We start from the raw sequence: 21,611 nt of genomic DNA, 5'->3' as shown, positions 1-21,611 counted from the left end.
CCATGGAACTGACCGTCAACGGACACGCCGTCTTCGCCCACACCGGCGGCCGGCCTTTCGACCCGGCGCGCCCAGCCGTCGTGCTGATCCACGGTGCCGGCATGGACCACACGGTGTGGAGCCTGCAAAGCCGCTTCCTGGCCCATCACGGCCGCTCGGTGCTGGCGGTCGACCTGCCGGGCCATGGCCGGTCGGGCGGCGGGCCGCTGGCCTCCGTCGCCGAACTGGCCGACTGGGTGCCGGCCCTGCTCGACGCCGCCGGGCTGCCCCGGGCGGCGCTGGTCGGCCATTCGATGGGCGCCCTGGTGGCGCTAGACACCGCCGCGCGACACCCGGACCGCGTCGAGTCCCTGGCCCTGCTGGGCGTCGCCGAGCGCATGCCGGTCCATCCCGACCTGCTGGCGGCGGCCGCCGCCGGGGAACCCTCGGCCGTCGAGCTGGTTGTCGGTTGGGGGCATGGTCCGCGCGGCCACACCGGCGGCAACCCGACTCCCGGGCTGGCGTTGATTCCCGGCAGCCGCCGTCTGATGCGGGGGGTGGCTCCAGGCGTGCTCGGCGTCGATCTCGCCGCCTGCAACGCCTACGTGCAGGGTGCGGCCTCGGCCGAGGCGGTAGTGTGCCCGGCATTGTTGCTGCTGGGGGCACTCGACCGCATGACGCCGGCCAAGGCCGGGCGGTCGTTGGCGGCGCGGATCAAGTCGTCACAAGTCGTCACACTTCCGGCGACAGGCCATATGGTGATGACCGAAGCTCCCGACGCCACGATCGACGCCTTGACGCCGTTTCTTGGTCTGCGGCGGGGTTGATTGCTTTTTGGGGGCGTTCGCGTGAGGGTCGATACAATCCGTTAATCTTTGCGATGTTAGCGTTGTCGTGACTCTTTCCGGGGGCGGCGGGTTGGCTGGAGTGCGGTGCCGCTTCGGAGGGTCGGGCCTTTTAGGTTGATCGTCCGGAGTGCGCTCGTGCAGGTCAACGAACGATCGATTCGCGCCTTGATGCGGAACGCCACCGACGTCGCGGCGGTGGTGTCGCCGGCCGGGATTCTGCTCTACGCCAGCGACGCGGCGGCCCAGGTGCTCGGCTACACCCCGGAGCAACTGGTCGGCCGCGCTCTGATCGACCACGCCCATCCGGACGAGCGCGCCGACGTGGAGCGGCGCATGGCGGCCCGGATGGCCGAACCGGACGGAAGCGCCGGCACCGCCATCTTCCGTTTCCGCCACGCCGACGGCCGCTGGCGCTGGCTGGAGGCCACCGCCCACAACCAGTTGGACGAGCCGTCCATCAAGGGGCTGGTGCTGAACATCCGCGACGTGACCACGCAGCTCGACACGGCGAACCGGCTGCGCGCCAGCGAGTCGCGCTACCAGAGCCTGGCCGAGTCGGCGCCGGTCGGCATCTTCCAGACCGACGCGGCCGGACGGATCGTCTTCGCCAACGCCCGCTTCGCGCTGATCGCCGGGCTGCCGCTGCCCCGTCTCCTGGGCGAGGGCTGGCTCGACGCCGTGCATCCGGAGGATCGCGCCAAGGTCGCGGCGGAATGGACGCAGGGGCTGGACGACGAGACTGCGGGCCGTCCCAACACGCCGCTGCTGCTCGATTTCCGTTTCCGCGCCACCGGCACCATGACCGACATGCCGGTGCTGTGCCAGCGGGTCCGGATGGCGGAGGGCGGCTTCACCGGCACGATCACCGACGTCAGCGAGTACGTCCACACCGTCAAGGCGCTGGCGGCGTCGCGGGCGCGGACCGAGGCCATCCTGGGCGCCGCCGCCGACGCGATCCTGACCATCGACGACAGCGGCATGATCCACAACTTCAACCGCGCGGCGGAGGCGATGTTCGGCGTGTCGTCCGGCGACGCGATGTGGCGGCCGGTCGATTCGCTGCTGCCGCAAGCCTGCCTGCGGGAGGAGGACGGGCAGCCGGTCGCCTTCGCGCCGGGGCAGACCACGGCGGTGATCGCCCGCTCCCGCGCCGCCGAGGTGCGCCGGGCCGACGGAAGCGTCTTTCCGGTGGAGATCTCGGTCAGCGCCAGCGAGGTCGAGGGGCGGCGGCTCTACACCGGCATCATCCGCGACGTCACCGAGCGCCAGCGGATCGAGCGCGAGATCATCGCCGCCAAGGAGGCGGCGGAGGCCACCGACCGCGCGAAGTCGATCTTCGTCGCGACGATGAGCCATGAGCTGCGCACTCCGCTGAACGCGGTCATCGGCTTCGCGCAGCTGATGGAAATGAAGATGCACGACCCGCGCGCGCTCGAACGCTGCATCGAATACGCCACCTCGATCCGCATGTCGGGCGAGCAGTTGCTGGCCATCATCGACGACATCCTGGACATGGCGCGGGTCGAGGCCGGACGGCTGGAGCTGTCCGAACAGCCGCTCGACCTGTCGGTGGTGCTGGCGCAGGCGGCCTCGCAGATGGACTTCCAGGCCTCCCGCATTCCGGTGACGGTCGCGATCCAGTTGGCTCCCGATTTGCCGCCGGTGCGCGGCGACGACCGGCGGCTGTGCCAGGCGCTGTGCAACCTGCTGTCCAACGCGATCAAGTTCAGCCCGGTGTCCGGCACCGTCATCGTGTCGGCCGGCGTCGCCGCCGACGGCTGGCTGGAGATCGCCGTGCGCGACACCGGCATCGGGTTGGAGCCCAACGACATTCCCAAGGCGATGACCGCCTTCGTCCAATTGGACCAGTCGATGACCCGGCGGTTCGAGGGTCTGGGTCTGGGGCTGCCGCTTTGCCGGCGGCTGGTCGAGGCGCATGGCGGCGTGCTGACGCTCGACAGCCGGCCGGGGGAGGGCTGCACCGCGACGATCCGCCTGCCGGCTTCGCGCATCCTGACGCTGGACGAGTTCCTGGCCGGGGTTTGAGGGCCGTCAAAACCCGGATTCCGCGCAACGAAAAACGGCGCCCCGATCTCTCGGGGCGCCGTTCTCGCTTTCAGACGGGTGTTACGCCGCCTGCTGGGTCAGGGCGGGGGCCGGTTCCGCGTCGATGCGGGCCGGGGTGCTTCGGGCCGCCTCGATCGGAATGCTGCGCGGCTTCATCGTTTCGGGTACCTCGCGCGCCAGCTCGATGTGCAGAAGACCGTTCAGAAGCGACGCGTTGGACACTTTGATGAAATCGGCCAACTGGAAGCGGCGCTCGAATGCGCGCCCGGCGATACCCCGGTAGAGGAATTGGCCCGAGGCCTCCTCCTTCTTAGCTTTTCCAGTAACGGTCAACGAGTTCTGATGGGCGGTGATGGTCAGGTCGTCCAGGCCGAAGCCGGCGACGGCCATCGTGATCCGGTAGGAGTCTTCGCTCATCTTCTCGATGTTGTATGGCGGGTAGGCCGCGGTCGCCTCGTCCCCGGTGGTCGCGGTCTCCAGCAGACGCGACAGGCGGTCGAAACCGACGGTGGAACGGAACAGCGGCGAAAGGTCGTAGCTACGCATGACATATCCTCCAAGAGAGCGATACAGCGGATGGGAACCACCGTCCTGGTCGGTCCCCGTTGCGGTCAATTCCGGCGAGCCCCGTCTGGGCGCCCGCCGGATGAGCGAGAGATAGCGGCGGGCTTTTGCGGTTCAAGAGGGCGGAGAAAAACTTCGCGCGGCCCGCTCAGGGTTGCACGCGGTGGCCGCTCACCCATTTTTAATCAGTTGCGGCAAGGCTCAAGTCCGGGCCGGATCGCCGCGGGAGGGGTATGGCTGTGATCGCTTCGCACACCTTCTTCTTCAATGGTCCGTATGACGAGACCATGGCGCTTCTCATCGAAGCCCGGAACTACATCGCCTATCACGACATGTCCGAGCATCGGAAACTGTCGCCCCAGGTGCGGTTGCAGATTTCCTACGAGTCGATGCGGGTGACCAGCCGGCTGACGCAGGTGATGGCGTGGCTTCTGGCGCAGAAGGCGGTCCACGCCGGCGAGATCTCGCGGGAACAGGCGGCGAGCGGCGATTTCTCGCTGTCCGGCGGCGAGATCTGCTCCGATCCCTCCGGCCCCGACAACCTGGATCTGCCGGCGGGCCTGCGCAGCCTTCTGGAGCGCAGCCACAGCCTCTACATGCGGGTCGAGCGGCTGGACACCATGGTGCGCCAGGACGTGGAACGCGCCGCCGAGGCTGAAGCGGCCGTCGGCTGATCCTGCAGGGGCGAGTGCCCCGTTTTTCGAACACGAAACGACGCCCCCCCGAACGCGAAAAGGGCGCCCGACAGCTTCGGGCGCCCTTTTCGTGTCGCGTCGAACAAGGCTTACTTCTTGAGGCCGAAACCGGCGAAGCGCTTGTTGAACTTGGCGATCTGCCCGCCGGTGTCCAGCAGCTTCTGAACGCCGGTCCACGCCGGGTGCGACTTCGGGTCGATGTCGAGGCGAATGGTGTCGCCCGGCTTGCCCATCGTGGAGCGGGTCTTGAACGAGGTGCCGTCGGTCATGACGACGTTGATCTCGTGGTAATCGGGGTGAATGTCAGTCTTCATGGCCGGGGTTCCTGCTAAACGAGCGGCGTCTATATCAAACCCCCCCCCGCGATGCAACCCCGATCCGGTCCTCCCCGCGCTTCGGGACCGCGCAATTCGGCGTGGTGTGGCTTGTTGAGGGGTAGGCCGCTTGCTATATGCCGGCGGTTCGCGTCCAATCCGCCGCCTGCCCCCATCGCTTCCTCGGGAAATCCGGTGTCTCGTCGATCCCCTCTCGATATCAACGACGCCGCGGCCGATGGCCGCCGGCGCGATCTCGGTCCCCTGCGCCGTCTGGTGCCCTTCCTGCTTCCCTACAAGTGGCGGATCGCCGGGGCCATGCTGGCGCTGACGGTCGCCGCCGGAACCGTGCTGGGGCTGGGGCAGGGCATGCGGGTGCTGGTCGACCAGGGCTTCGCGGCCGGCGACTCAGGCCTGCTCGACCGCGCGCTGCTGGTGCTGCTGGGCGTCATCGCGCTGATGGCGGCGGCCACCTACGGGCGCTTCTATCTGGTCAGCTGGATCGGCGAGCGGGTGGTCGCCGACATCCGCAGCGCCGTCTACGACCATGTGCTGACGCTGTCGCCCGGATTCTTCGAGACGACCAAGACCGGCGAGATCCTGTCGCGGCTGACCACCGACACCACGCTGCTGCAGGTGGTGGTGGGATCCTCGGCGTCGATTGCGCTGCGCAACACGCTGATGTTCCTGGGCGGGACCGGCATGCTGCTGGTGACCTCGCCCAAGCTGACCGGGCTGGTGGCGCTGGTGGTGCCGCTGGTCGTGGCCCCGATCGTCCTGTTCGGCCGCCGCGTCCGCAAGCTGTCGCGTGACAGCCAGGACCGCATCGCCGACATCGGCTCCTTCGTGGAGGAGACGCTGGCGGCGATCCGCACCGTGCAGGCCTACACCCACGAGGCCATCGACCGCACCCTGTTCGGTCGCCGGGTGGAGGACGCCTTCGACGTGGCGGTCGGCCGGGTGCGGGTGCGGGCGCTGATGACGGTGATCGTCATCGTGCTGGTCTTCGGCGCGGTCGGCATCATCCTGTGGATCGGTGGGCATGACGTGCTGTCCGGCCGGCTGACGCCGGGCGAGCTGTCGGCCTTCGTCATCTACGCCGTCGTCGTCGCCGGGTCGGTCGGCGCGATCAGCGAGGTGATCGGCGACCTGCAACGCGCGGCCGGCGCCACCGAGCGCCTGTTCGGTCTGCTCGCCGTCGAGTCGGAGATCCGCCCGCCGCTGTCCCCGGTGGCCCTGCCGGTTCCGGCGCGGGGCGACTTGGCCTTCGAGGGCGTGCGGTTCCACTACCCCTCGCGGCCCGATTGGGCGGCGCTGGAGGACTTCACGCTGAGCGTCCGTCCGGGCGAGCGGGTGGCGCTGGTCGGGCCGTCGGGCGCCGGCAAATCCACCGTCTTCCAATTGCTGCTGCGCTTCTACGACCCGCAGGCCGGCGGGATCCGGCTGGACGGGGTGGACGTGCGCGAGGCCGATCCGCTGGACGTGCGCCGCCGCCTGGGCCTCGTGGCGCAGGACCCGGTGATCTTCTCGGCCAACGCCTGGGAGAACATCCGCTACGGCCGACCCGACGCCAGCGACGCCGAGGTGCGCGCGGCGGCCCAAGCGGCGCACGCGCTGGAGTTCCTCGACGCGCTGCCCGAAGGCTTCGACACCTTCCTGGGCGAGAAGGGCGTCCGTCTGTCGGGCGGCCAGCGCCAGCGGCTGGCCATCGCGCGGGCGATCCTGCGCGACCCGCCGGTGCTGCTGCTGGACGAGGCGACCAGCGCGCTCGACGCCGAGAGCGAGCGCATGGTGCAGGACGCGCTCGACCGGCTGATGCACGGGCGCACCACGCTGATCGTGGCGCACCGTCTGGCGACCGTCCTGACCGCCGACCGCATCGTCGTCATGGACCACGGCCGGGTCGTGGAGACCGGCACCCACGCCGAGCTGGTGGCCCAAGGTGGCCTCTACGCCCGGCTCGCCGCGTTGCAGTTCGACCGGGCGGAGGCGTAGTCGGCGGACGCCGTCAGCGCGTCAGCCGCTTCATCAGGCTGGACGTGTCCAGCCGGTTGCCGCCCATGGCCTGGACGTCGCCATAGAACTGGTCGACCAGCGCGGTGACGGGCAACGTGGCGCCGTTGCGCCGGGCCTCGTCCAGCACGATGCCGAGATCCTTGCGCATCCAGTCCACCGCGAAGCCGAAGTCGAACTTGCCGTCCAGCATGGTGTGGGCGCGGTTCTCCATCTGCCAGGACTGGGCGGCGCCCTTGGAGATCACGTCCACCACCTTGTGGCCGTCCAGCCCGGCCTGCTGGGCGAAGCTCATCCCCTCGGCCAGCCCCTGCACCAGCCCGGCGATGCAGATCTGGTTGACCATCTTGGTCAACTGCCCGGCCCCCGACGGTCCCATGTGGACGACCGAGCGGCCATAGGCGGCCATCGCCGGCTCGGCGCGGGCGAAGGCGTCGGCGTCGCCGCCGACCATCACCGTCAGCACGCCCTTCTCCGCCCCGGCCTGACCGCCGGACACCGGCGCGTCGAGGAAGAAGACGCCGCGTTCGCGGGCCAGCGCGTCCATCTCGCGCGACACGGCGGCGGAGACGGTGGTGTGGTCGGCGACGATGGCGCCGGGGGCGACCGCCGCGATGGCCTCGCCCGCGACGGCGCGCAGGTCGTTGTCGTCGCCCACGCACAGGAAGACGATATCGGCGCCGGCCGACGCCTCCGCCACCGTGGCGGCGCTGCGGCCGCCGTAGGTCCCGACCCACGCCTCGGCCTTGGCGGCGGTGCGGTTGTAGACGGTGACGTCGTGGCCCGCCTTGGCGAGGTGGCCGGCCATCGGGAAGCCCATGGTGCCCAGCCCGAGGAAGGCGAGCTTGAGGGGGGCGGTGCTGAGGTCGGACATGATGCTCTTCTCGGAAGGTTGTTTATTGGGACGCGGCTTTTGTTTTGGCCTCCAGGGTAGGGCGCCCGCGCGTCCGGAGCAAATCCGGACTTAGCCGGAACGGAGTGCGCCAAAGGTCGCAAGCGGTTGTCGCGTCGGGATGTTTGTCGCGGACAGGCGATGTGCTAAACCAGGGAACCGGTGCGCCAAGCGCCGGCAAGGCCAGGGATCAAGACCAGGGGAAGGAACACCGCATGACGAACAAGTCGGGTTTTCAGGACGCGCCGCCGGATGACCGTTCGGAGCTGACCCCGGAACAGGAAAGCGCCATCCGCATCGTCGCCAACAACCTGCACCGCCTGAACGACGCCGTCGTCAAGGCGGTCGAGGCCGGCATCACGGTGGAGCTGATGCGCACCGCCCGGTACCACAACGAGGCCGGCAACTGGGGCGACCAGCTCACCCCGGTGATCCGCCCCGGCAAGTAACCCCGGCGCCTTAATCGTCCAGGATTGGACGGGATTGGGCGCCCAGGGTTTGGAAAAGGGCCTTCGTCCGGTCGGACGAGGGCCTTTTTTCGTATGCACGGGTTTTACGGAAGAGGCACTGGCGAAATCGGAGCGGCGGCACAAGCTTGATGGGGACAGCCCTGCACAGTGTCACCCCGCATTGCCAGCGAGAGGCCCGCCATGTCCGATCCGCGCAAGCCCGACGAGAACCAGCCCTCCGCCCGCGACGTGCAGGCGATGTGGAGCATGCACCGTCTCGAGGCGCCGACCTTCGACGATCTCACCAAGGGGCTGTGCCTGGGGCTGCTGTGGTGCATGGCGCTGTGGGCGCCGATGTTCCTCAGCGCTCTGACCTGACCGCCGCGGCCTTGGGCGAGGTCGGCGCCGGCGACGCCACGATCGACCGGATGCGCGCGGCGAGTTGGTCGGGCCGGAAGGGCTTGGCGAGCACGGCGGCGGTGTCGGCGCCCATGGTGGCGAGCGACTCCGGGCTGTAGCCGGACGCCAGCAACACGCGCAGATGGGGCCAGCGCTCCTTGATGCGACGCGCCAGATCGATTCCCGACACGCCATGGGGCATGACCACGTCCGACACCACGATGTCGAAGGCTTGGTCCTGCTCCAGCACCTCCAGCGCCGCGACGCCGTGGTCGGCGGTCTCCACGATGAAGCCCTCCTGCGTCAGCCCTTCCACCGTCGCCATCAGGACCAGCGCGTTGTCCTCCACCACCAGCACCCGCAGGGGCTTGGGCGCTTCGGCCGGTCTCTCGGACAGGGCGGGCGGCGGCGCGGCGGGGGCCTCCGGCGACAGGGGCAGGTCGATGCGGACGCGGGTGCCCTCGCCGGGACGGCTCTCGATGGTGGCGTTGCCGCCGGACTGGCGGGCGAAGCCGTAAACCATCGACAACCCCAGCCCGGTGCCCTTGCCGACCCCCTTGGTGGTGAAGAAGGGGTCGAAGGCGCGGGCCTGGACCTCCGGCGGCATGCCGGTCCCGGTGTCGGCGACCTCCAACCGGGCGTGACCGGCGACCGGGCTTGGCCGCACCGACAGACGGATGCGGCCGCCGCCCGGCATGGCGTCGCGGGCGTTGAGGACGAGGTTGAGGGTCGCCAGTTCCAACTGCACCGTGTCGACGGCGATGGGAAGCGGCACCGGGGCGACGTCCCATTCCAGCGCGATGTCGGCACGGATCGAACGTTCGAGCAGATCGCCCATCCGGTGCAGGCTGTCGCCGAGATCGACCACCGCCGGGTTGATGGCGTCCTGGCGCGAGAAGGACAGCAACTGCCGGGTCAGCTTCTCCGCCCGTTCCAGCGCGGTGTTGGCGCCGTTGAGGAAACGTTTGGCCTCTTCCGGCAAATGGCGGCCGAGCAGATGCAGGTTGGTCAGCGCGGCGGTCAGCAAATTGTTGAAGTCGTGGGCGACGCCGCCGGTCAGCTGGCCCAGCGCCTCCATCTTCTGGGATTGGCGCAGGGCCTCCTCCAGGCGCTGGCGGTTGCGCACCTCCTCGGCCCAGAGCCGCAGCGTCTGCGCCTCGGAACGGGCGCGGGCATAGGCCAGCCAAGCGATCAGCGCCAGCGCCAGCGTCGCCGGAGCGACGAAGGCGGCGTCGAGCGCCATGTTGCGCCACCACATGCCGGCGACCAGCGAGGCATCGACCGCGTAGACGACGTAGACCGGGAAATCGCCCACCTTCTTGTAGGCGTAGAAGCGCTCCGCCCCGTCGTTGTAGCTGGTGTTGAGGAAGACCCCTTCGTCGGGCCGGGTCTGGATGGCGAGGAGAAGGCCCCGGTTGGGGGGCAGCGTCAGCGCCTGGTTCTCGTCGCGGATCATCGGGTAGCGGACCAGCACCTGCCCGTCGCCGCGCACCAGGGTCACCGCTTCGCCCCGGTCGGCCAGGACCCGGTGGTAAAAGCTGGCGAAGTAATCGGGATCGACGGTGGCGTGGATGATGCCGTCGAAGGCGCCGTCCGGGCCGCCGGTGGCGGTGCGGCGGCGGCTGAGGCTGAAGCTGCGCCGGCCGGTCGCCTTGCTGACCATCGATTCGCCGATCAGCAGGCCGGCGTCCGCTTCCTGTTGGGTGCGGAAATAGGCACGGCCGCCGATGTAGGCGTTGCGGGCCGGGAAGACGTTGCTGGCGTTCCGGATCAGCCCTTGCGGGTCGGTGACGGCGAGGACGCCGATCTGGTTCAAATCCTCGTTCAGCGTCTTCAGGTAACGGTGCAGCGGTTCCGATCCGGCGATTTCGGGCCAGCCCATGCCGCGCGTGCGCTCGTCCACCCGGTCCAGCGTCATGGCCATGGTGTCGAAGACCTTCAGCACATGCTCGTGCAGGAGCAGTGCGGTCTTCCGGCTGTTGCGTTCGACCTCGGCCCAGGAATCGCGGTGCTCGCGCCAGCCGATCCCGGCGAACAGCACGAGCGGCAGCGCCACCGACACCACCAGCAGAAGGCGGAGGAGGCGCAGCGACCCGGTGCGGCCGGCGGCGAGGCTTTCAAGCTTGCGGGAGGGCATCACCGTCCGTGGATGAGGGTGGCGGGGCGGCGCGAAAGGCTTCGACGCCGGCCGCCGCCGAGTCTCTGGATCGCGATTCGGGAGACACCATGGACGATGGTGACGGCGCGGGGCAATTCAGACTTTCCGGGGGTGCGGACTCTTCAGGAGTCGCACCCGCAGGTCCGCGGCAGCCGACCCTCGGTCCAACGGCGGCGGCGGGTGTCGTCACCGTCCTCCTCGGCCGGGCGGGGCAGGCCGCAGGCCCCGGCCAGCAGGTCGCGCAGGTGGTCGAGATGGGCGGCGGTCAGGATCGCGACCCCCGCATAGAAGGGCTCGCGGCACCGCGTCGCCACCCGGCTGCAAAAGCCGGGAACCCAGCGCAGCGGGTGCTGGTCGAGGAACAGAGTCGCGTCGGCCGCCTGTCCATGCTCCAGCAAGGTCGCCAGCAGGTCCAGTTCGGACACCAGGTGGTCGGGCGCGGGGCCGGCCGCCAGCGGCGGTTCGTTCAGCGGGAGGTTGTCCGGCGGGAGGCCGTCCAAGGAAAGTCCGGCGCGCTGCCGCCAACGGCGGAGCGAGTCGGCCAGCCCGGCCACCGGCTTCCCTTCCCCGGTCATCCAGTCTCTCTCGGCGGGGTGGGCACGATAGCCCAGGCTGCGGTGGATGGCCGTGAAATCGGCGCGCAGCGGGGCGATGCACTCCTCCGTGAGCGGGTCGGGCAAGTCACTGACCACCTCGTCGACCAATGCGATGGCCTGGAGCGCGTCGTCGCGGTCGAGCATGAAGCCGAAGCCCCCGCGCAACGGCGCGGCGCGCAGCCCGGCCAGGAACTCCACCGTCGGCTCCGCACCGTGGAAGCCGGTCAGACGGCGCAGCCCGGCGGCGGCCGGCGCGAAGGGCGGGACCGGCGGGGTGACGCCGTCGAGACCGAAAGGGGGTTCGGCGGAGAGGCGTTCGGCGGTGCGCTCCAAGATCGATCCGTTCACGCTCTTCTCCCGGCGGCCGATCCGGGATCGGGCCGGGGTCGGACTGCATCAGAACGCCGCACGGCGTTGCCCGCCATGCTCTTTTTTTCCGCCGCCCGGCCGGCTGCGCCAAGGCGGTACCCGTAGGCGATCTTATCAAGCGCTTTTTCTACCAAAACGAGGGTGCTTCGGTCAACGTCGGCGGCGTCTACAGGCGCCGTTGCGCCAAGCCGTTGACGAGGTCGCTGCGCACGGTGAAGTGGGCGATGCTGCGGCCGTCCGGGATGTCCTCGCTGGAGATTCGCTCGATGCGGACCGCCACGTCCCAGCCTGCCCTTTCCCAGGCGGCGCGGATGCTGCGGGCGAGTTCGCGGGCGCCCTTCTCGGTGAAGCCGTTGACCTTGCCCCGGCAGGGGCCGGGGTAGAAGCGTGGATGGTGCTGGGGCATGCGGAGTTCCTTTGTGTCGCGCTGTGTGTCGCGAGACAAGGAATAATCCATTATGGATTTATAATCCAGAAAAACCCTATACCGAAGAGGTATCCCCTCAGGGTTCTTGAAGCCCGACCACGGTGTGGACGGTGTCGAGGTCCTCGTCGGCGACGGTGAACTCGCGGTCGTCCGGCTGGTATTCGCGCAGGACGACACCCTCGGGCGCGCGGCGCACGAACTCCTTCACCAGAACGGCCTTGCTGCGCTTCACGACGACAACCCCAGCCCCGGCCGCCGGTGGCTTGTGCGGGTTGACGTGGAGAAGCTGGGCCGGGCGGAAACGCGGCATCATCGACTCGCCCACCACATACATCGCGTAGGGATCGCGGGCGTTCTTCAGATAGTCCGGCTTGGCCACCCAGTCGATCGGGCCGTCCTCCAGGAACATCTCCTGGTCGACGCCGCCGCGCGCCGCCGCGCGCACCGGCATCGGTTCCGCCACATGGTTCGCCGCGGGCATCGCACGGAGCAGCGGAGGCGAGGAGGCGCGCGGACGCACGGGCGCGGGCGCGGGCGCGGCGTCCAGTCCCAGCAGCAAAGCCGGCTCGACCCCCAGCGGACGCGCCAGCTTGACCGCCCAATCGACGGTCATCTTGCGCTGGCCGGTTTCCAGCTTGTTGATCTGCGGCTGCGAGGTTCCCGCCAGCTCCGCCAGCTTCTCCTGGCTCAAGCCGGCGGCCTGCCGCAATTCGCGCATGGTGGACATGGGCCCTTTCATACCGGATCGGTTTGAAAAAGTCCAATACGCCGCACCCAATCCACTTGCGTGTAAAAACCGGATTGGGTTAAACCGTTACGGTATGACGCTCGACGATTGGCTCACCCGCACCGGCACCAAGGAAGACGCTTTCGCCGCCAGCATCGGCACCAGCCAGGCGGCGGTCAACCGGTACCGCCATGGCCTGCGGGTGCCGCGCCCCCCGGTGATGGCCCGCATCGCCCAGGCGACCGGCGGTGCCGTGACCGCCAACGATTTCCACGGCCTGAGCGGCTGATGGGGCGGGCCGGCGCTTTCCCCGGCCATCCTGCCGCCCTACCATGGCGGCGGATCGCCATTGGAGACCGTTGGAACGATGCCCACGCCCATGCCCTTGCTGCCCCAGGAGATCGCCCCGGTGACGCCGCAGCAGGCCGCCCTGACCGACCGCCACCTGACCAGCCGTGGCGACGCGCTGATGGCGTATTTCCTGGCGCTGCGGGCGGAGACCGACGCGGCGCTGGCGCCCCGGCTGCCGATGGCCGCCGGGCAGGCCTACCCCTATGGCCGGTGCGAGGAGATCACGCGCGACCTGTTCGCCCGGCTGGCGTCGCGCGTCGCGCGGCCGGTCACCGCGATGGACCGGGCCGTGCGCGAATTCGTTGCGGCCGGTGGCATGGTGCGCACCGTCTGGGGGGTGCTGCGCGAGCGCTACTTCCAGAACGCCATCCAGTTCGGTGGGCTGTACGTGGACGTCTCCAACGACACGGTGGTGGTGACCAAGCCGAAGGTGGAGATCCTGCCCATCGCGGAGTCCGGTCTGGTCTCCCCGCGCAGCCTCGCCCATTTCCGCGAGACGGCCGCGCTCTACTGGGGGGCGTCGGTCTACGCCAACCATCTGGCGCCGTCGCTGGCGCCGCTGCTGCCGATGGTCTCGGCCAGCCCTGGCAAGCTGCTGCCCGGCCTGCAATCGGCCTGCGACTACATGATCGGGCTGATGTGCTGCGACGCCTTCCAGGAGGCCGAGGCGTGGCTGCGCGACGGCCCGCCGCCGCCGCCGGACGTGGCGGAGGCCGTGCTGGCGACCATGCCGGAGGATTTGCGCGCCGCCGCCGATGGGCGGAGGGAGGCGGTGGCCGCCTGCACGCAGGCGCGGGAGGCCGGCTGCGCGACGGACAAGGCGTGGCGCGACGCGCGGGTGATGGATTACCTGCGGATGATGGACGCGCGCGGCCTGCCGGCGGAGGCGTCCGGCGCGCCGTAAGGTCGGAAACGCCGTTTTCTGGTCCGGGGCGGCGCCCCGGAAAGGCGGCCGGGGAAAAACGGACCCGGAAACGAAGAAGGGCTCCCAAGTTTCCTTGGAAGCCCTTCGTCTTGCTGGTCGGAGTGAGAGGATTCGAACCTCCGGCCCCTGCCTCCCGAAAGCAGTGCTCTACCAGGCTGAGCTACACTCCGTTCAGGTCACCGGCTGACTTGGTGATGTCCGCCGGTGGCCGGGGTTATAGGCGGTCCCGCTTGGGCGCGCAACGCAAAAAAGCGTCATGCGCCGAAAAAAGATGCGGGCCTCAGAAATCGCGGTCGATCACGAAATCAATGACTTCCAGAAGGGCGCGCTTGATCGGGCTGTCGGCGAACAGGCCCAGGCTGTCCCGCGCGATGGCGCCGTAGTGGCGGGCGCGCTCCACCGTGTCCTTCAGGGCGTTGTGGCGCGCCATCAGGGTCTGGGCGTGCTCCAGGTCGCCGTCCTTCTGGTCGAGCTCTTCCATGGTGCGGCGCCAGAAGGCCCGCTCCTCGTCGTTGCCGCGCCGGAAGGCCAGCACGACCGGCAGGGTGATCTTGCCCTCGCGGAAATCGTCGCCGACCGTCTTGCCCAGCTTCCCCTGCAGGGCCGAGTAGTCCAGCACGTCGTCCACCAGCTGGAAGGCGATGCCGAGATTCATGCCGTAGTCGTACAACGCCAGTTCTTCGGCCATGGGGCGTTCGGCGACGACGGCGCCGACGCGGCAGGCGGCGGCGAACAACTCGGCCGTCTTGCCCTTGATGACCTCCAGATAGGCCTGCTCGCTGGTCTCCGTGTCGTTGGTGGTGCGCAGTTGCAGCACCTCGCCCTCGGCGATGATGGCCGAGGCGCCCGACAGGATGCGCAGCACGTCGAGCGAGCCGACCTCCACCATCATCTCGAAGGAGCGGGAGAACAGGAAATCGCCGACCAGCACGCTGGCCTTGTTGCCGAACACCGCGTTGGCCGAGGCCAGCCCCCGACGCAGGTCGCTCTCGTCGACCACGTCGTCGTGCAGCAGGGTGGCGCTGTGGATGAACTCCACCACCGCCGCCAGCAGCTGGTGCTTGGTCCCGGAATAGCCGCACATGTTGGCGGCCGCCAGGGTCAGCACCGGGCGCAGGCGCTTGCCGCCGGCCGCGATCAGGTAGCCGGCGAGCTGCGGGATCATCTCCACCTGCGACTGCATGCGCTGGATGATGATCTCGTTGACGGCGCTGAGGTCTTCGGCCACCAGAGCGGTCAGGTCGTCGAGCGGGGAAGACTTGCGCCGTTTCGGCTCGAAGTTGGTAACGACCGCCAAGGTCGACTCCACAGGTGATTGACGCCAGGAATTGCGGTAGGGAGCATAACGGCCTAGCCTCTTCGGTCAAGTCCGCAGGGCCATGCTCTTTCGTTGAGTCCATGACAGAAATTCTCCGAACCACCGACCCTGTGCGGCTGTCCTGGCTGATCGCGCTGCTCGCCGACGCCGGAATCGACGCCGTGGTGCTCGACACCCACACCAGCGTGCTGGAGGGCTCCATCGGCGCCATCCCCCGCCGGCTGGTGGTCGCGGAGGAGGACGCCGCCCAGGCGCTGCGCGTGCTGAAAGAGGCGGGCGAGGCGTGAGCGGGCCGGCCGACCTGCCTCTGGATGAGGCCGCGCCGACCGATTTCCTGCTGGGCGGCCGGGTCCGTCTGCTTCAGCCCGAGGAAGGCTACCGGGCCGCCATCGACCCGGTGTTCCTGGCTGCCTTCACCGCCGCACGGGACGGTGAATCGGTGCTGGACGCTGGCACCGGCACCGGGGCTGCGGCGTTGTGCCTCGCCGCCCGGCTGCCGGGCGTGTCGGTGGTCGGGCTGGAGCAGCGCGCGGACGCCGCCGCTTTCGCCCGCCGCAACGCCGCGCTGAACGGGCTGGAGGCCCGCGTTTCGGTGGTGGAGGGCGATCTGCTGGCCCCGCCCGACGCCCTGCGTCCCAGCTCCTTCGACCGGGTGATGATGAACCCCCCCTACCTGCGCGCCGACGCCGCCAGCCCCCCGCCCGGCGCCTGGAAGGCCGCCGCCAATGTGGAGGGCCGGGCGCGGCTGCCCGACTGGCTGCGCTTCGCCGACGCCATGCTGAAGCCGCGCGGCATGGTGACGCTGGTCCACCGCGCCGACCGGCTGGACGACATCCTGGCGGCCCTGCGCGGCCGCTTCGGCGCCGTGGTGGTGGTTCCGCTGTGGCCGAGGGCCGGGCAGGAGGCCCGGCGGGTGCTGGTCGCCGCGCGCAAGGGGGTGCGTTCGCCGGCCCGGCTGACGGCGGGGGTGACGGTCCACGACGCGGACGGCCGCTACACCGCCGAGGCCGAGCGGATTCTGCGCGGGGCCGCCGCGCTGGAGCTTTGAAACGCTGGGGTTGCGTCCCCATCTGTCGCGGCATGAGCCTGCACTCCCTCCTCGCCAAACTCCCCTTCGGCCCCTGGCGCAACGCCGGGCCGGTGGTTTCCGTCGTCCGTCTGTCCGGCGTCATCGGCCAGGGGGGCGCCTTCCGCCCCGGCCTGACGCTGGCCGGGGTCGCCCCGCTGCTGGAACGCGCCTTCGCGCCGAAGGGGCAGGCGGCGGTGGCGCTGATCGTCAACTCGCCGGGCGGATCGCCGGTGCAATCGGCCCTGATCGCCAAGCGCATCCGCGATCTGGCCGAGGAGAAGAAGCTGCCGGTCCTGGCCTTCTGCGAGGACGCGGCGGCGTCCGGCGGCTATTGGCTGGCCTGCGCCGCCGACGAGATCTGGGCCGACGAGAGTTCCGTCGTCGGGTCGATCGGCGTGGTCTCGGCTGGGTTCGGCATGCACGAGTTGCTCGAACGCCACGGGATCGAGCGGCGGCTTTACACGGCCGGCGACAAGAAGGTGCTGCTCGACCCCTTCTCGCCGGAGCGCGAGGACGGGGTGGCTCATCTGAAATCCATCCAGGCCGACATCCACGACGCCTTCAAGGCGATGGTCCGAACCCGGCGCGGCGCCCGGCTGACCGGGCCGGAGGATCTGCTGTTCTCCGGCTCCTTCTGGGCCGGGCGCAAGGCCAAGGAGCTTGGGCTGGTCGACGGGTTGGGGGACCTGCGCGGCGTGCTGCGCGGACGCTTCGGCGACAAGGTCCGGCTGCGGGTGGTGCAGGCGGAGCGCGGTCTCATGCGCAAGCTGGGGATGCGCGCCGGCCTGGGCGGTCCGGCGCTGGATGTCTCGCTGGGCGCCCAATCCCTGGCCGAAGCCCTACCGGCCGCCGCCGTCGCGGCGGTGGAGGAGCGGGCGCTGTGGTCGCGGCTGGGGCTGTAGCGCGTCCGGCTTTCCGCTAGAGTGCCGCCCTTCGAGGACGGGGGCGGCGATGACCGGGGCGTTGATTTTTCTGGTTGGCGGCGCGCTGGGCGGGTTGATGCTGGGCGCGCTGGGCGTGGGAACGGCGTTGATCGCCGTGCCGCTGCTGACGCTGGTGCTGCCCTGGCTGGGCGTGCCGGCGGAATCGGCGCCGCTGACCGCGCTGGCGACCTCGATGGCGGTGGTGGCGGTGACCTCCGTGTCCTCCGTCCTGTCGCACCACCGGCTGGGCAACGTGGAATGGCCGGTCTTCCGCGTCACCATCCTGGCCAGTCTGGCGGGGGTCGCGCTGGGCAGCGCCGTCGCCACCCATCTGCCGGCGGCGGCCCTGCGGCTGGCGGTGGGCGGGTTCCTGCTCTACACGGCGTGGCGGATGGTCGTGGGCGGCAAGGCGAAAAGCAACATCCCATCCGCCGGGATGGCCGGGGCCGGGGCCTACCGGCTGGGCGGGGCGCTGATCGGCGTCGCGGGCAGCTTCATCGGAGCCGGCGGCGGTGTGCTGATGGTCCCGTTCCTCAGCGGCCGGGGGCACGCGATGACCCGCGCGGTGGCGACTTCGACCGCCATCGGCCTGCCGGTGACGGTGCTGGGCGCCATGCTCTACACCGGCCTTGGCCTGCGCGACGGTGTGCATCTGCCGGGGCAGATCGGCTATCTGCACCTTCCGGCCTTCCTGGAGATCGGCGTCGCCAGCGCGCTGACGGCCCCGTTCGGGGCGCGGCTGGCCTCGCGGATTCCGGCGGCGCTGCTCAAGCGGATCTTCGCCGTCCTGCTGGTGCCGCTGGCGTTGAAGATCGCGGTCGGCTGAGAGGCCGCGTCAGGTCCGATCAGCGATCCGGCAGGATCAGCGGCAGCGGCGGGCCGATGGCGAAGCCGGCGGGGGAGGGGTGGCGTTCCTGGATGCGCTTGCGGGCCTCGTCGGGCGTGTCCGCCACCAGGGCGTAATGCCTCACGCCGGTCCAGGGCGCCGTGTCGTCCTTGGCCTCGACCGCGACGTACCAGAGCGGCCCCTCGGAGCGCGGAACCCGGTCGGCGCAGTGGAAGACCATCGGGGCGTTGCCGTCGCCGGACTCGGCGTCGGCCTGCAGGGCCTTGACCTCCGCCTCGGCCACGGCGACCTGCTCGCGGAGTTTGGCCGCCGTCTCCTCCGACTCGATGCGGCGCAGCGCGGCGAGCTTGCCGTAATTGGCGTAGACGTCCAGCCGCTCGACCAGCGCCGTCAGCTTTTCAGACAGCCGGTTGGCGCGGAGGCGCAGATAGCGCTCCCCCAGGAGGCCCACGGCCATGGCGGAGGTCGCGATCAGCGACCACAGGATGACCATCATGACGCGAGCGTTCCCCGGCCGTCGCCCGCCCGACCGCCGGCTTCCCCCTCCGGCGCGCCGACGGTCACCCCGACGGCGTCGTTGAAGACGGTCCGGGTCAGCATCTGGGCGGCCGGGAAATCGGCGGCCCAGACCTCCACCCGGTTCTCGAAGGCCCAGATCGCGGGATGGACGACGGCCTTGGCGTCGGGGCGCTGGAGGAAGCCGGGTGCCATCGACAGGGAGAAGGCGAACAGGCTGCGCCCCGGCTCGCTACGGCCGATCTCGTGGGTGAAGCGGCGCGAGGTGTCGGTGCGCTTGCGGCCCCGGCGCCCGAGGATCAGCTTCTGCGTCGCCAGATCGGCCAGCGAGGCGCGCAGGCGGTCGATCTCGGCCTGGAGCGCTTCCAACTCATTGGCGCGCTGTTCCAGCTCCTCGCGTTCGGCCATCAGCGTCGCGCCGGCCTTCTTGACCTCGCGGTCCTTCATGTGGATCAGGGCGCGGCGCCCAGCCAGGAACAGGATCGCGCCGGCCACGCAGAGGACGGCCACGAGAAAAGCGAGACCGTCCCTGCCCATGCCCCCGAACCCCTCCGCCACGGCGGACCCATGGCGGAGCCCATCGCCAAACCCGCCCGAATGATGGGCGCAAACTAATACGGCGAGGGGCGGAACGGCGTTTCAGGAATTGCAACGAAATGCGACGCCCGGCCAGGGCGGGGACCAACAGGAAAGGCCGGGCGTCGCGCGCTCGTCGTCCGCTTACTTGCGGTTCGCGACGGCGGTTTCCGCCGACTTCACCAGATCGGGGCCGATCTGCTTGGCCCATTTGTCGTAGACGGCCTGGGTCGCCTTCTGGAACGCCTTCTGCTGGTCGGGGGTCAGCCGCACCAGATCGACGCCCTGTCCGGCGATCTCCTTGAGCAGGCTGTCGTCCTCGGCCGAGATGCCCTTGCGGGAGATGGCGACCTCCTCGGCGGCGGCCTGGACGGCGGCGGCGCGGACGGCCTCCTGGTCCTCCTTCGACCAGCTGTTCCAGACTTCCTTGCCGACCACGAAGATCAGCGGGTCGGCGACGTAGCCCCACAGGGTCAGGTGCTTCTGGCCCAGCGTCGGCAGCTTGGCGGCGGTGAAGATGGTCAGCGGGTTTTCCTGCCCGTCGACGGCGCCGGTGGACAGCGCCGGCTGCGCATCGGCCCAGCTCATCTGCGTCGGGTTGGCGCCCAGCGCGGTGAAGGTGTCGAGGTAGAGCGGCGAGCCGACGACGCGGATCTTCAGGCCCTTGAGATCCTCCGGCGCCTTGATCGAGCGCTTGGAGTTGGAGATCTCGCGGAAGCCGTTCTCGCCCCAGGCCAGCGGCACCACGTCCTTGGTGGCGAGCAGGTCGAACAGCTGCTTGCCGACCGCCCCTTGGGTCAGGGCGTCGAGCGCCTTGTGGTCGGGCATCAGGAAGGGCAGGGAGAAGAGGTTCAGCTCCTTCACCTGGGGCGACCAGTTGATGGTCGAGCCGACCGCCATGTCGATGGTGCCCTGGCGGAGCGCGGTGAACTCCTTGGTCTGGTCGCCGTTCACCAGGGAGGTGCCGGGGTACATCTTGACGACGATGCGGCCGTTGGTCTTCTCCTTGACCAGCTCGGCCCAGCGCTCGCCGCCGACGCCCCAGGGGAAGGGCTTGCCCAGAACGGTGGAAAGCTTGTACTCCGCCTTGTAGTCGGCGGCGCCCGCCGAACCCGGCAGCAGGGCCGGAAGCGCCAGAGCGGCCAGCGCGAGGCCGGTGAGCAGAGTCTTCAGCGATTTCATAGTTGTTTCCTCCCAAGCGCCCTATACGAAAGATACGGACCGGGATGGTACAGAGCCACGCACGGGACTTGCACGCGGAATTCGACGCAACCGTCAGCAAGACGGACAATGCGGCCATGCGCAAGCGGCTGTTCTCGTTCGCCGCCGGGCTGCTGGTCGCGCTGGCGTCCGCCGCCTCCGCGCAGACGGGAGCGGCCCAGAACGTTCCGCTCGGGCCGAACCCCAGCGAATGCGAGATCCAGGCGGCGCTTCTGGGGACCGTTGGCCCCGGCTGCCCCCCCTTGCGGATGCGCCGGCCCCCGGCCCCCGGACCGGACACGCCGGCCCTGGCCCCGGCGGCCCCGGCTGCCCCGGCTCCGCCGGTGGCGAAGCCCGACGCGGTCGCGCTTCCGGCGCTGACCCCGCCGGTGGACATCGCCAAGCCGGAGCTGCGGGCGGCCTTCCGGGTGGAGTTCGCGTTCAATTCCGCCGTCATCCGGGACGAATCGCGGGCGATCCTCGACCGGGTCGGGGCGGTGATGGCGGCGCCGGAGACCGGGGCGATGCGGTTCCGCATCATCGGCCACACCGACGCGGTCGGCGGCGACCGCGCGAACCTGACCCTGTCGGAACGGCGGGCGAAGGCGGTGGCCGCCTATCTGGTCGAGCACCACCGCATTGCGCCGGACCGGCTGGAGGCCTCCGGGCGCGGCATGCGGGAGCTTTTGCTGCCCGACCAGCCGAAGGCGGCGGCGAACCGGCGGGTGGAGATCGTCAATTTGGGGGAATAGGCGGGATCGTTTTGGCGGCTCAGGTGTTCGCTTCGGGATCGGCCAGCCGTGCGGCCACTGCGAACGGAGCCTCACCCATGCCCCAATCCGTCCTGCGCATCGACCGCAACCGGATCGCCGACGACGAAATCGGCAAGCCGGCGATGTTCGGCACCATCCTGTCCGGCGACCCGCGCGAGATCCACCGGAACCTCTACGATGGGGACGGCGGACGTTTCGCCTCGGGCGTCTGGCAATGCACGCCGGGGGTGGTGGCGATGAAGGATTGGCCCTACGACGAGTTCTGCATCCTGCTGTCCGGCCGCGTCGTCATCACGCCGGAGGGTGGGTTGCCGCAGGAATACCGGGCGGGCGACGCGCTGGTGCTGCCGATGGGCTTCACCGGCACCTGGGATATCAAGGAAACCGTGCGCAAGCACTACGCGGTGCAGAAACGCCAGACCGCGCTGGCCCGGCTGAAGACACGGGTGCGGGGCTGGCTGGGCAGCGGTGCGCGGAAGGGCGTTCCCGAAGCGGCGTTCTGAGGGGGCGTTTACCCCCACCCTAACCCTCCCCCGCTGGGCGAGGGAGGGGACTGCCGCCGAACGCCGAACAAGCATCCTGCCCCTCCCCCGCCCAGCGGGGGAGGATGGGTGGG

General features: G+C 69.8%; 25 protein-coding genes and 1 tRNA gene. 14 read left to right on the top strand and 12 right to left on the bottom strand.

Annotated features, from left to right (window positions below):
- Window positions 1–2 precede the first annotated feature (2 nt).
- Together EJ913_RS02830 and EJ913_RS02825 are read left to right on the top strand one after the other, a co-directional pair.
- Complete coding sequence (locus tag EJ913_RS02830; protein ID WP_126994548.1) at window positions 3–806, top strand: alpha/beta fold hydrolase; 804 nt, start codon at window positions 3–5, stop codon at window positions 804–806.
- 105 nt (window positions 807–911) lie between these two features.
- Complete coding sequence (locus EJ913_RS02825) at window positions 912–2,873, top strand: sensor histidine kinase (protein ID WP_338019065.1); 1,962 nt, start codon at window positions 912–914, stop codon at window positions 2,871–2,873.
- An 81-nt stretch (window positions 2,874–2,954) separates the two neighbouring features.
- Here EJ913_RS02825 and EJ913_RS02820 read toward each other — a convergent pair whose 3' ends face one another.
- The gene (locus EJ913_RS02820; protein WP_126994544.1) at window positions 2,955–3,440 is read right to left on the bottom strand and encodes an Hsp20 family protein; all 486 of its coding nucleotides are present in this window, start codon (window positions 3,438–3,440) and stop codon (window positions 2,955–2,957) included.
- A 251-nt stretch (window positions 3,441–3,691) separates the two neighbouring features.
- Between EJ913_RS02820 and EJ913_RS02815 the strand changes: the two genes are divergently transcribed.
- Entirely contained in the window at window positions 3,692–4,132 is a 441-nt protein-coding gene (locus tag EJ913_RS02815) for a DUF1465 family protein (protein WP_342353702.1), read from the top strand.
- A 110-nt stretch (window positions 4,133–4,242) separates the two neighbouring features.
- Here the strand turns inward: EJ913_RS02815 and rpmE are convergent, their stop codons facing one another.
- The gene (rpmE, locus tag EJ913_RS02810; RefSeq protein WP_119832120.1) at window positions 4,243–4,467 is read right to left on the bottom strand and encodes a 50S ribosomal protein L31; all 225 of its coding nucleotides are present in this window, start codon (window positions 4,465–4,467) and stop codon (window positions 4,243–4,245) included.
- A 195-nt stretch (window positions 4,468–4,662) separates the two neighbouring features.
- Here rpmE and EJ913_RS02805 point away from each other — a divergent pair, with 195 nt between their 5' ends.
- The gene (locus EJ913_RS02805) at window positions 4,663–6,462 is read left to right on the top strand and encodes an ABC transporter transmembrane domain-containing protein (protein WP_126994542.1); all 1,800 of its coding nucleotides are present in this window, start codon (window positions 4,663–4,665) and stop codon (window positions 6,460–6,462) included.
- A gap of 13 nt (window positions 6,463–6,475) precedes the next feature.
- Here EJ913_RS02805 and EJ913_RS02800 read toward each other — a convergent pair whose 3' ends face one another.
- Complete coding sequence (locus EJ913_RS02800; RefSeq protein WP_126994540.1) at window positions 6,476–7,354, bottom strand: NAD(P)-dependent oxidoreductase; 879 nt, start codon at window positions 7,352–7,354, stop codon at window positions 6,476–6,478.
- Window positions 7,355–7,587: 233 nt separating this feature from the next.
- Here EJ913_RS02800 and EJ913_RS02795 point away from each other — a divergent pair, with 233 nt between their 5' ends.
- Both EJ913_RS02795 and EJ913_RS31495 read left to right on the top strand, forming a co-directional pair.
- Window positions 7,588–7,821, top strand: coding sequence for an SMc00767 family acetate metabolism repressor (locus EJ913_RS02795; protein ID WP_126994538.1), 234 nt, complete (start codon window positions 7,588–7,590; stop codon window positions 7,819–7,821).
- 201 nt (window positions 7,822–8,022) lie between these two features.
- Window positions 8,023–8,199 (top strand): hypothetical protein, encoded by a 177-nt coding sequence (locus EJ913_RS31495; RefSeq protein ID WP_185909661.1) that lies wholly within the window; start codon window positions 8,023–8,025, stop codon window positions 8,197–8,199.
- Here EJ913_RS31495 and EJ913_RS02790 read toward each other — a convergent pair.
- From EJ913_RS02790 to EJ913_RS02775, 4 genes are all read right to left on the bottom strand, one after another.
- Window positions 8,183–10,357: a hybrid sensor histidine kinase/response regulator family protein gene (locus EJ913_RS02790; RefSeq protein ID WP_126994536.1), complete on the bottom strand. Its 2,175-nt coding sequence runs from the start codon at window positions 10,355–10,357 to the stop codon at window positions 8,183–8,185. The two genes, EJ913_RS31495 and EJ913_RS02790, sit on opposite strands and share 17 nt — an antisense overlap.
- 143 nt (window positions 10,358–10,500) lie before the next feature.
- Window positions 10,501–11,322 carry a TorD/DmsD family molecular chaperone gene (locus EJ913_RS02785; RefSeq protein WP_244939214.1) on the bottom strand — a complete coding sequence of 274 codons (822 nt, stop codon included), beginning with the start codon at window positions 11,320–11,322 and terminating at the stop codon, window positions 10,501–10,503.
- A 187-nt stretch (window positions 11,323–11,509) separates the two neighbouring features.
- On the bottom strand, window positions 11,510–11,749 hold the full coding sequence (locus tag EJ913_RS02780) for a hypothetical protein (protein ID WP_126994534.1): 240 nt from the start codon (window positions 11,747–11,749) through the stop codon (window positions 11,510–11,512).
- A gap of 97 nt (window positions 11,750–11,846) precedes the next feature.
- Window positions 11,847–12,497 (bottom strand): LexA family transcriptional regulator, encoded by a 651-nt coding sequence (locus EJ913_RS02775; protein WP_126994532.1) that lies wholly within the window; start codon window positions 12,495–12,497, stop codon window positions 11,847–11,849.
- Window positions 12,498–12,591: 94 nt separating this feature from the next.
- Between EJ913_RS02775 and EJ913_RS02770 the strand changes: the two genes are divergently transcribed.
- Complete coding sequence (locus EJ913_RS02770) at window positions 12,592–12,786, top strand: helix-turn-helix domain-containing protein (protein ID WP_126994530.1); 195 nt, start codon at window positions 12,592–12,594, stop codon at window positions 12,784–12,786.
- Window positions 12,787–12,876: 90 nt separating this feature from the next.
- Entirely contained in the window at window positions 12,877–13,752 is an 876-nt protein-coding gene (locus EJ913_RS02765; RefSeq protein WP_244939213.1) for a hypothetical protein, read from the top strand.
- Window positions 13,753–13,866: 114 nt separating this feature from the next.
- Here the strand turns inward: EJ913_RS02765 and EJ913_RS02760 are convergent.
- Together EJ913_RS02760 and EJ913_RS02755 are read right to left on the bottom strand one after the other, a co-directional pair.
- Window positions 13,867–13,943, bottom strand: a tRNA-Pro gene (locus tag EJ913_RS02760).
- A 110-nt stretch (window positions 13,944–14,053) separates the two neighbouring features.
- Window positions 14,054–15,070, bottom strand: coding sequence for a polyprenyl synthetase family protein (locus tag EJ913_RS02755; RefSeq protein WP_126994526.1), 1,017 nt, complete (start codon window positions 15,068–15,070; stop codon window positions 14,054–14,056).
- A gap of 101 nt (window positions 15,071–15,171) precedes the next feature.
- On the opposite strand from EJ913_RS02755, the gene EJ913_RS02750 reads away from it, so the two are divergent.
- The 4 genes from EJ913_RS02750 to EJ913_RS02735 are packed head-to-tail and all read left to right on the top strand — an operon-like array spanning window position 15,172 to window position 17,909.
- Entirely contained in the window at window positions 15,172–15,378 is a 207-nt protein-coding gene (locus EJ913_RS02750; RefSeq protein WP_126994524.1) for a putative signal transducing protein, read from the top strand.
- Window positions 15,375–16,139 carry a tRNA1(Val) (adenine(37)-N6)-methyltransferase gene (locus EJ913_RS02745; protein WP_244939212.1) on the top strand — a complete coding sequence of 255 codons (765 nt, stop codon included), beginning with the start codon at window positions 15,375–15,377 and terminating at the stop codon, window positions 16,137–16,139. Before EJ913_RS02750 ends, EJ913_RS02745 begins: the two co-directional genes overlap by 4 nt.
- Before the next feature lie 32 nt (window positions 16,140–16,171).
- Window positions 16,172–17,062, top strand: a complete 891-nt coding sequence (locus tag EJ913_RS02740) for a S49 family peptidase (RefSeq protein WP_126994522.1) — start codon at window positions 16,172–16,174, stop codon at window positions 17,060–17,062.
- A gap of 49 nt (window positions 17,063–17,111) precedes the next feature.
- The gene (locus tag EJ913_RS02735) at window positions 17,112–17,909 is read left to right on the top strand and encodes a sulfite exporter TauE/SafE family protein (RefSeq protein ID WP_126994520.1); all 798 of its coding nucleotides are present in this window, start codon (window positions 17,112–17,114) and stop codon (window positions 17,907–17,909) included.
- 19 nt (window positions 17,910–17,928) lie between these two features.
- On the opposite strand, the gene EJ913_RS02730 is transcribed toward EJ913_RS02735, so the two are convergent.
- The 3 genes from EJ913_RS02730 to EJ913_RS02720 all read right to left on the bottom strand — a co-directional run bounded on the left by EJ913_RS02730 (window position 17,929) and on the right by EJ913_RS02720 (window position 20,204).
- On the bottom strand, window positions 17,929–18,426 hold the full coding sequence (locus EJ913_RS02730; protein WP_238520563.1) for a hypothetical protein: 498 nt from the start codon (window positions 18,424–18,426) through the stop codon (window positions 17,929–17,931).
- Window positions 18,423–18,983, bottom strand: a complete 561-nt coding sequence (locus tag EJ913_RS02725; RefSeq protein WP_126994518.1) for a hypothetical protein — start codon at window positions 18,981–18,983, stop codon at window positions 18,423–18,425. The genes EJ913_RS02730 and EJ913_RS02725 overlap by 4 nt, the downstream gene beginning before the upstream one ends.
- 183 nt (window positions 18,984–19,166) lie before the next feature.
- The gene (locus tag EJ913_RS02720) at window positions 19,167–20,204 is read right to left on the bottom strand and encodes a DctP family TRAP transporter solute-binding subunit (protein WP_185909660.1); all 1,038 of its coding nucleotides are present in this window, start codon (window positions 20,202–20,204) and stop codon (window positions 19,167–19,169) included.
- A gap of 116 nt (window positions 20,205–20,320) precedes the next feature.
- Here EJ913_RS02720 and EJ913_RS02715 point away from each other — a divergent pair, with 116 nt between their 5' ends.
- Window positions 20,321–20,974 carry an OmpA family protein gene (locus tag EJ913_RS02715; protein ID WP_238520561.1) on the top strand — a complete coding sequence of 218 codons (654 nt, stop codon included), beginning with the start codon at window positions 20,321–20,323 and terminating at the stop codon, window positions 20,972–20,974.
- Window positions 20,975–21,051: 77 nt separating this feature from the next.
- Entirely contained in the window at window positions 21,052–21,498 is a 447-nt protein-coding gene (locus tag EJ913_RS02710; protein ID WP_126994514.1) for a cupin domain-containing protein, read from the top strand.
- The last annotated feature ends 113 nt before the right edge of the window (window positions 21,499–21,611 follow it).

This window comes from Azospirillum doebereinerae, from assembly GCF_003989665.1.
Classification (GTDB): Bacteria; Pseudomonadota; Alphaproteobacteria; order Azospirillales; family Azospirillaceae; genus Azospirillum; species Azospirillum doebereinerae.
This window is presented reverse-complemented; position numbering and strand designations above follow the sequence as displayed.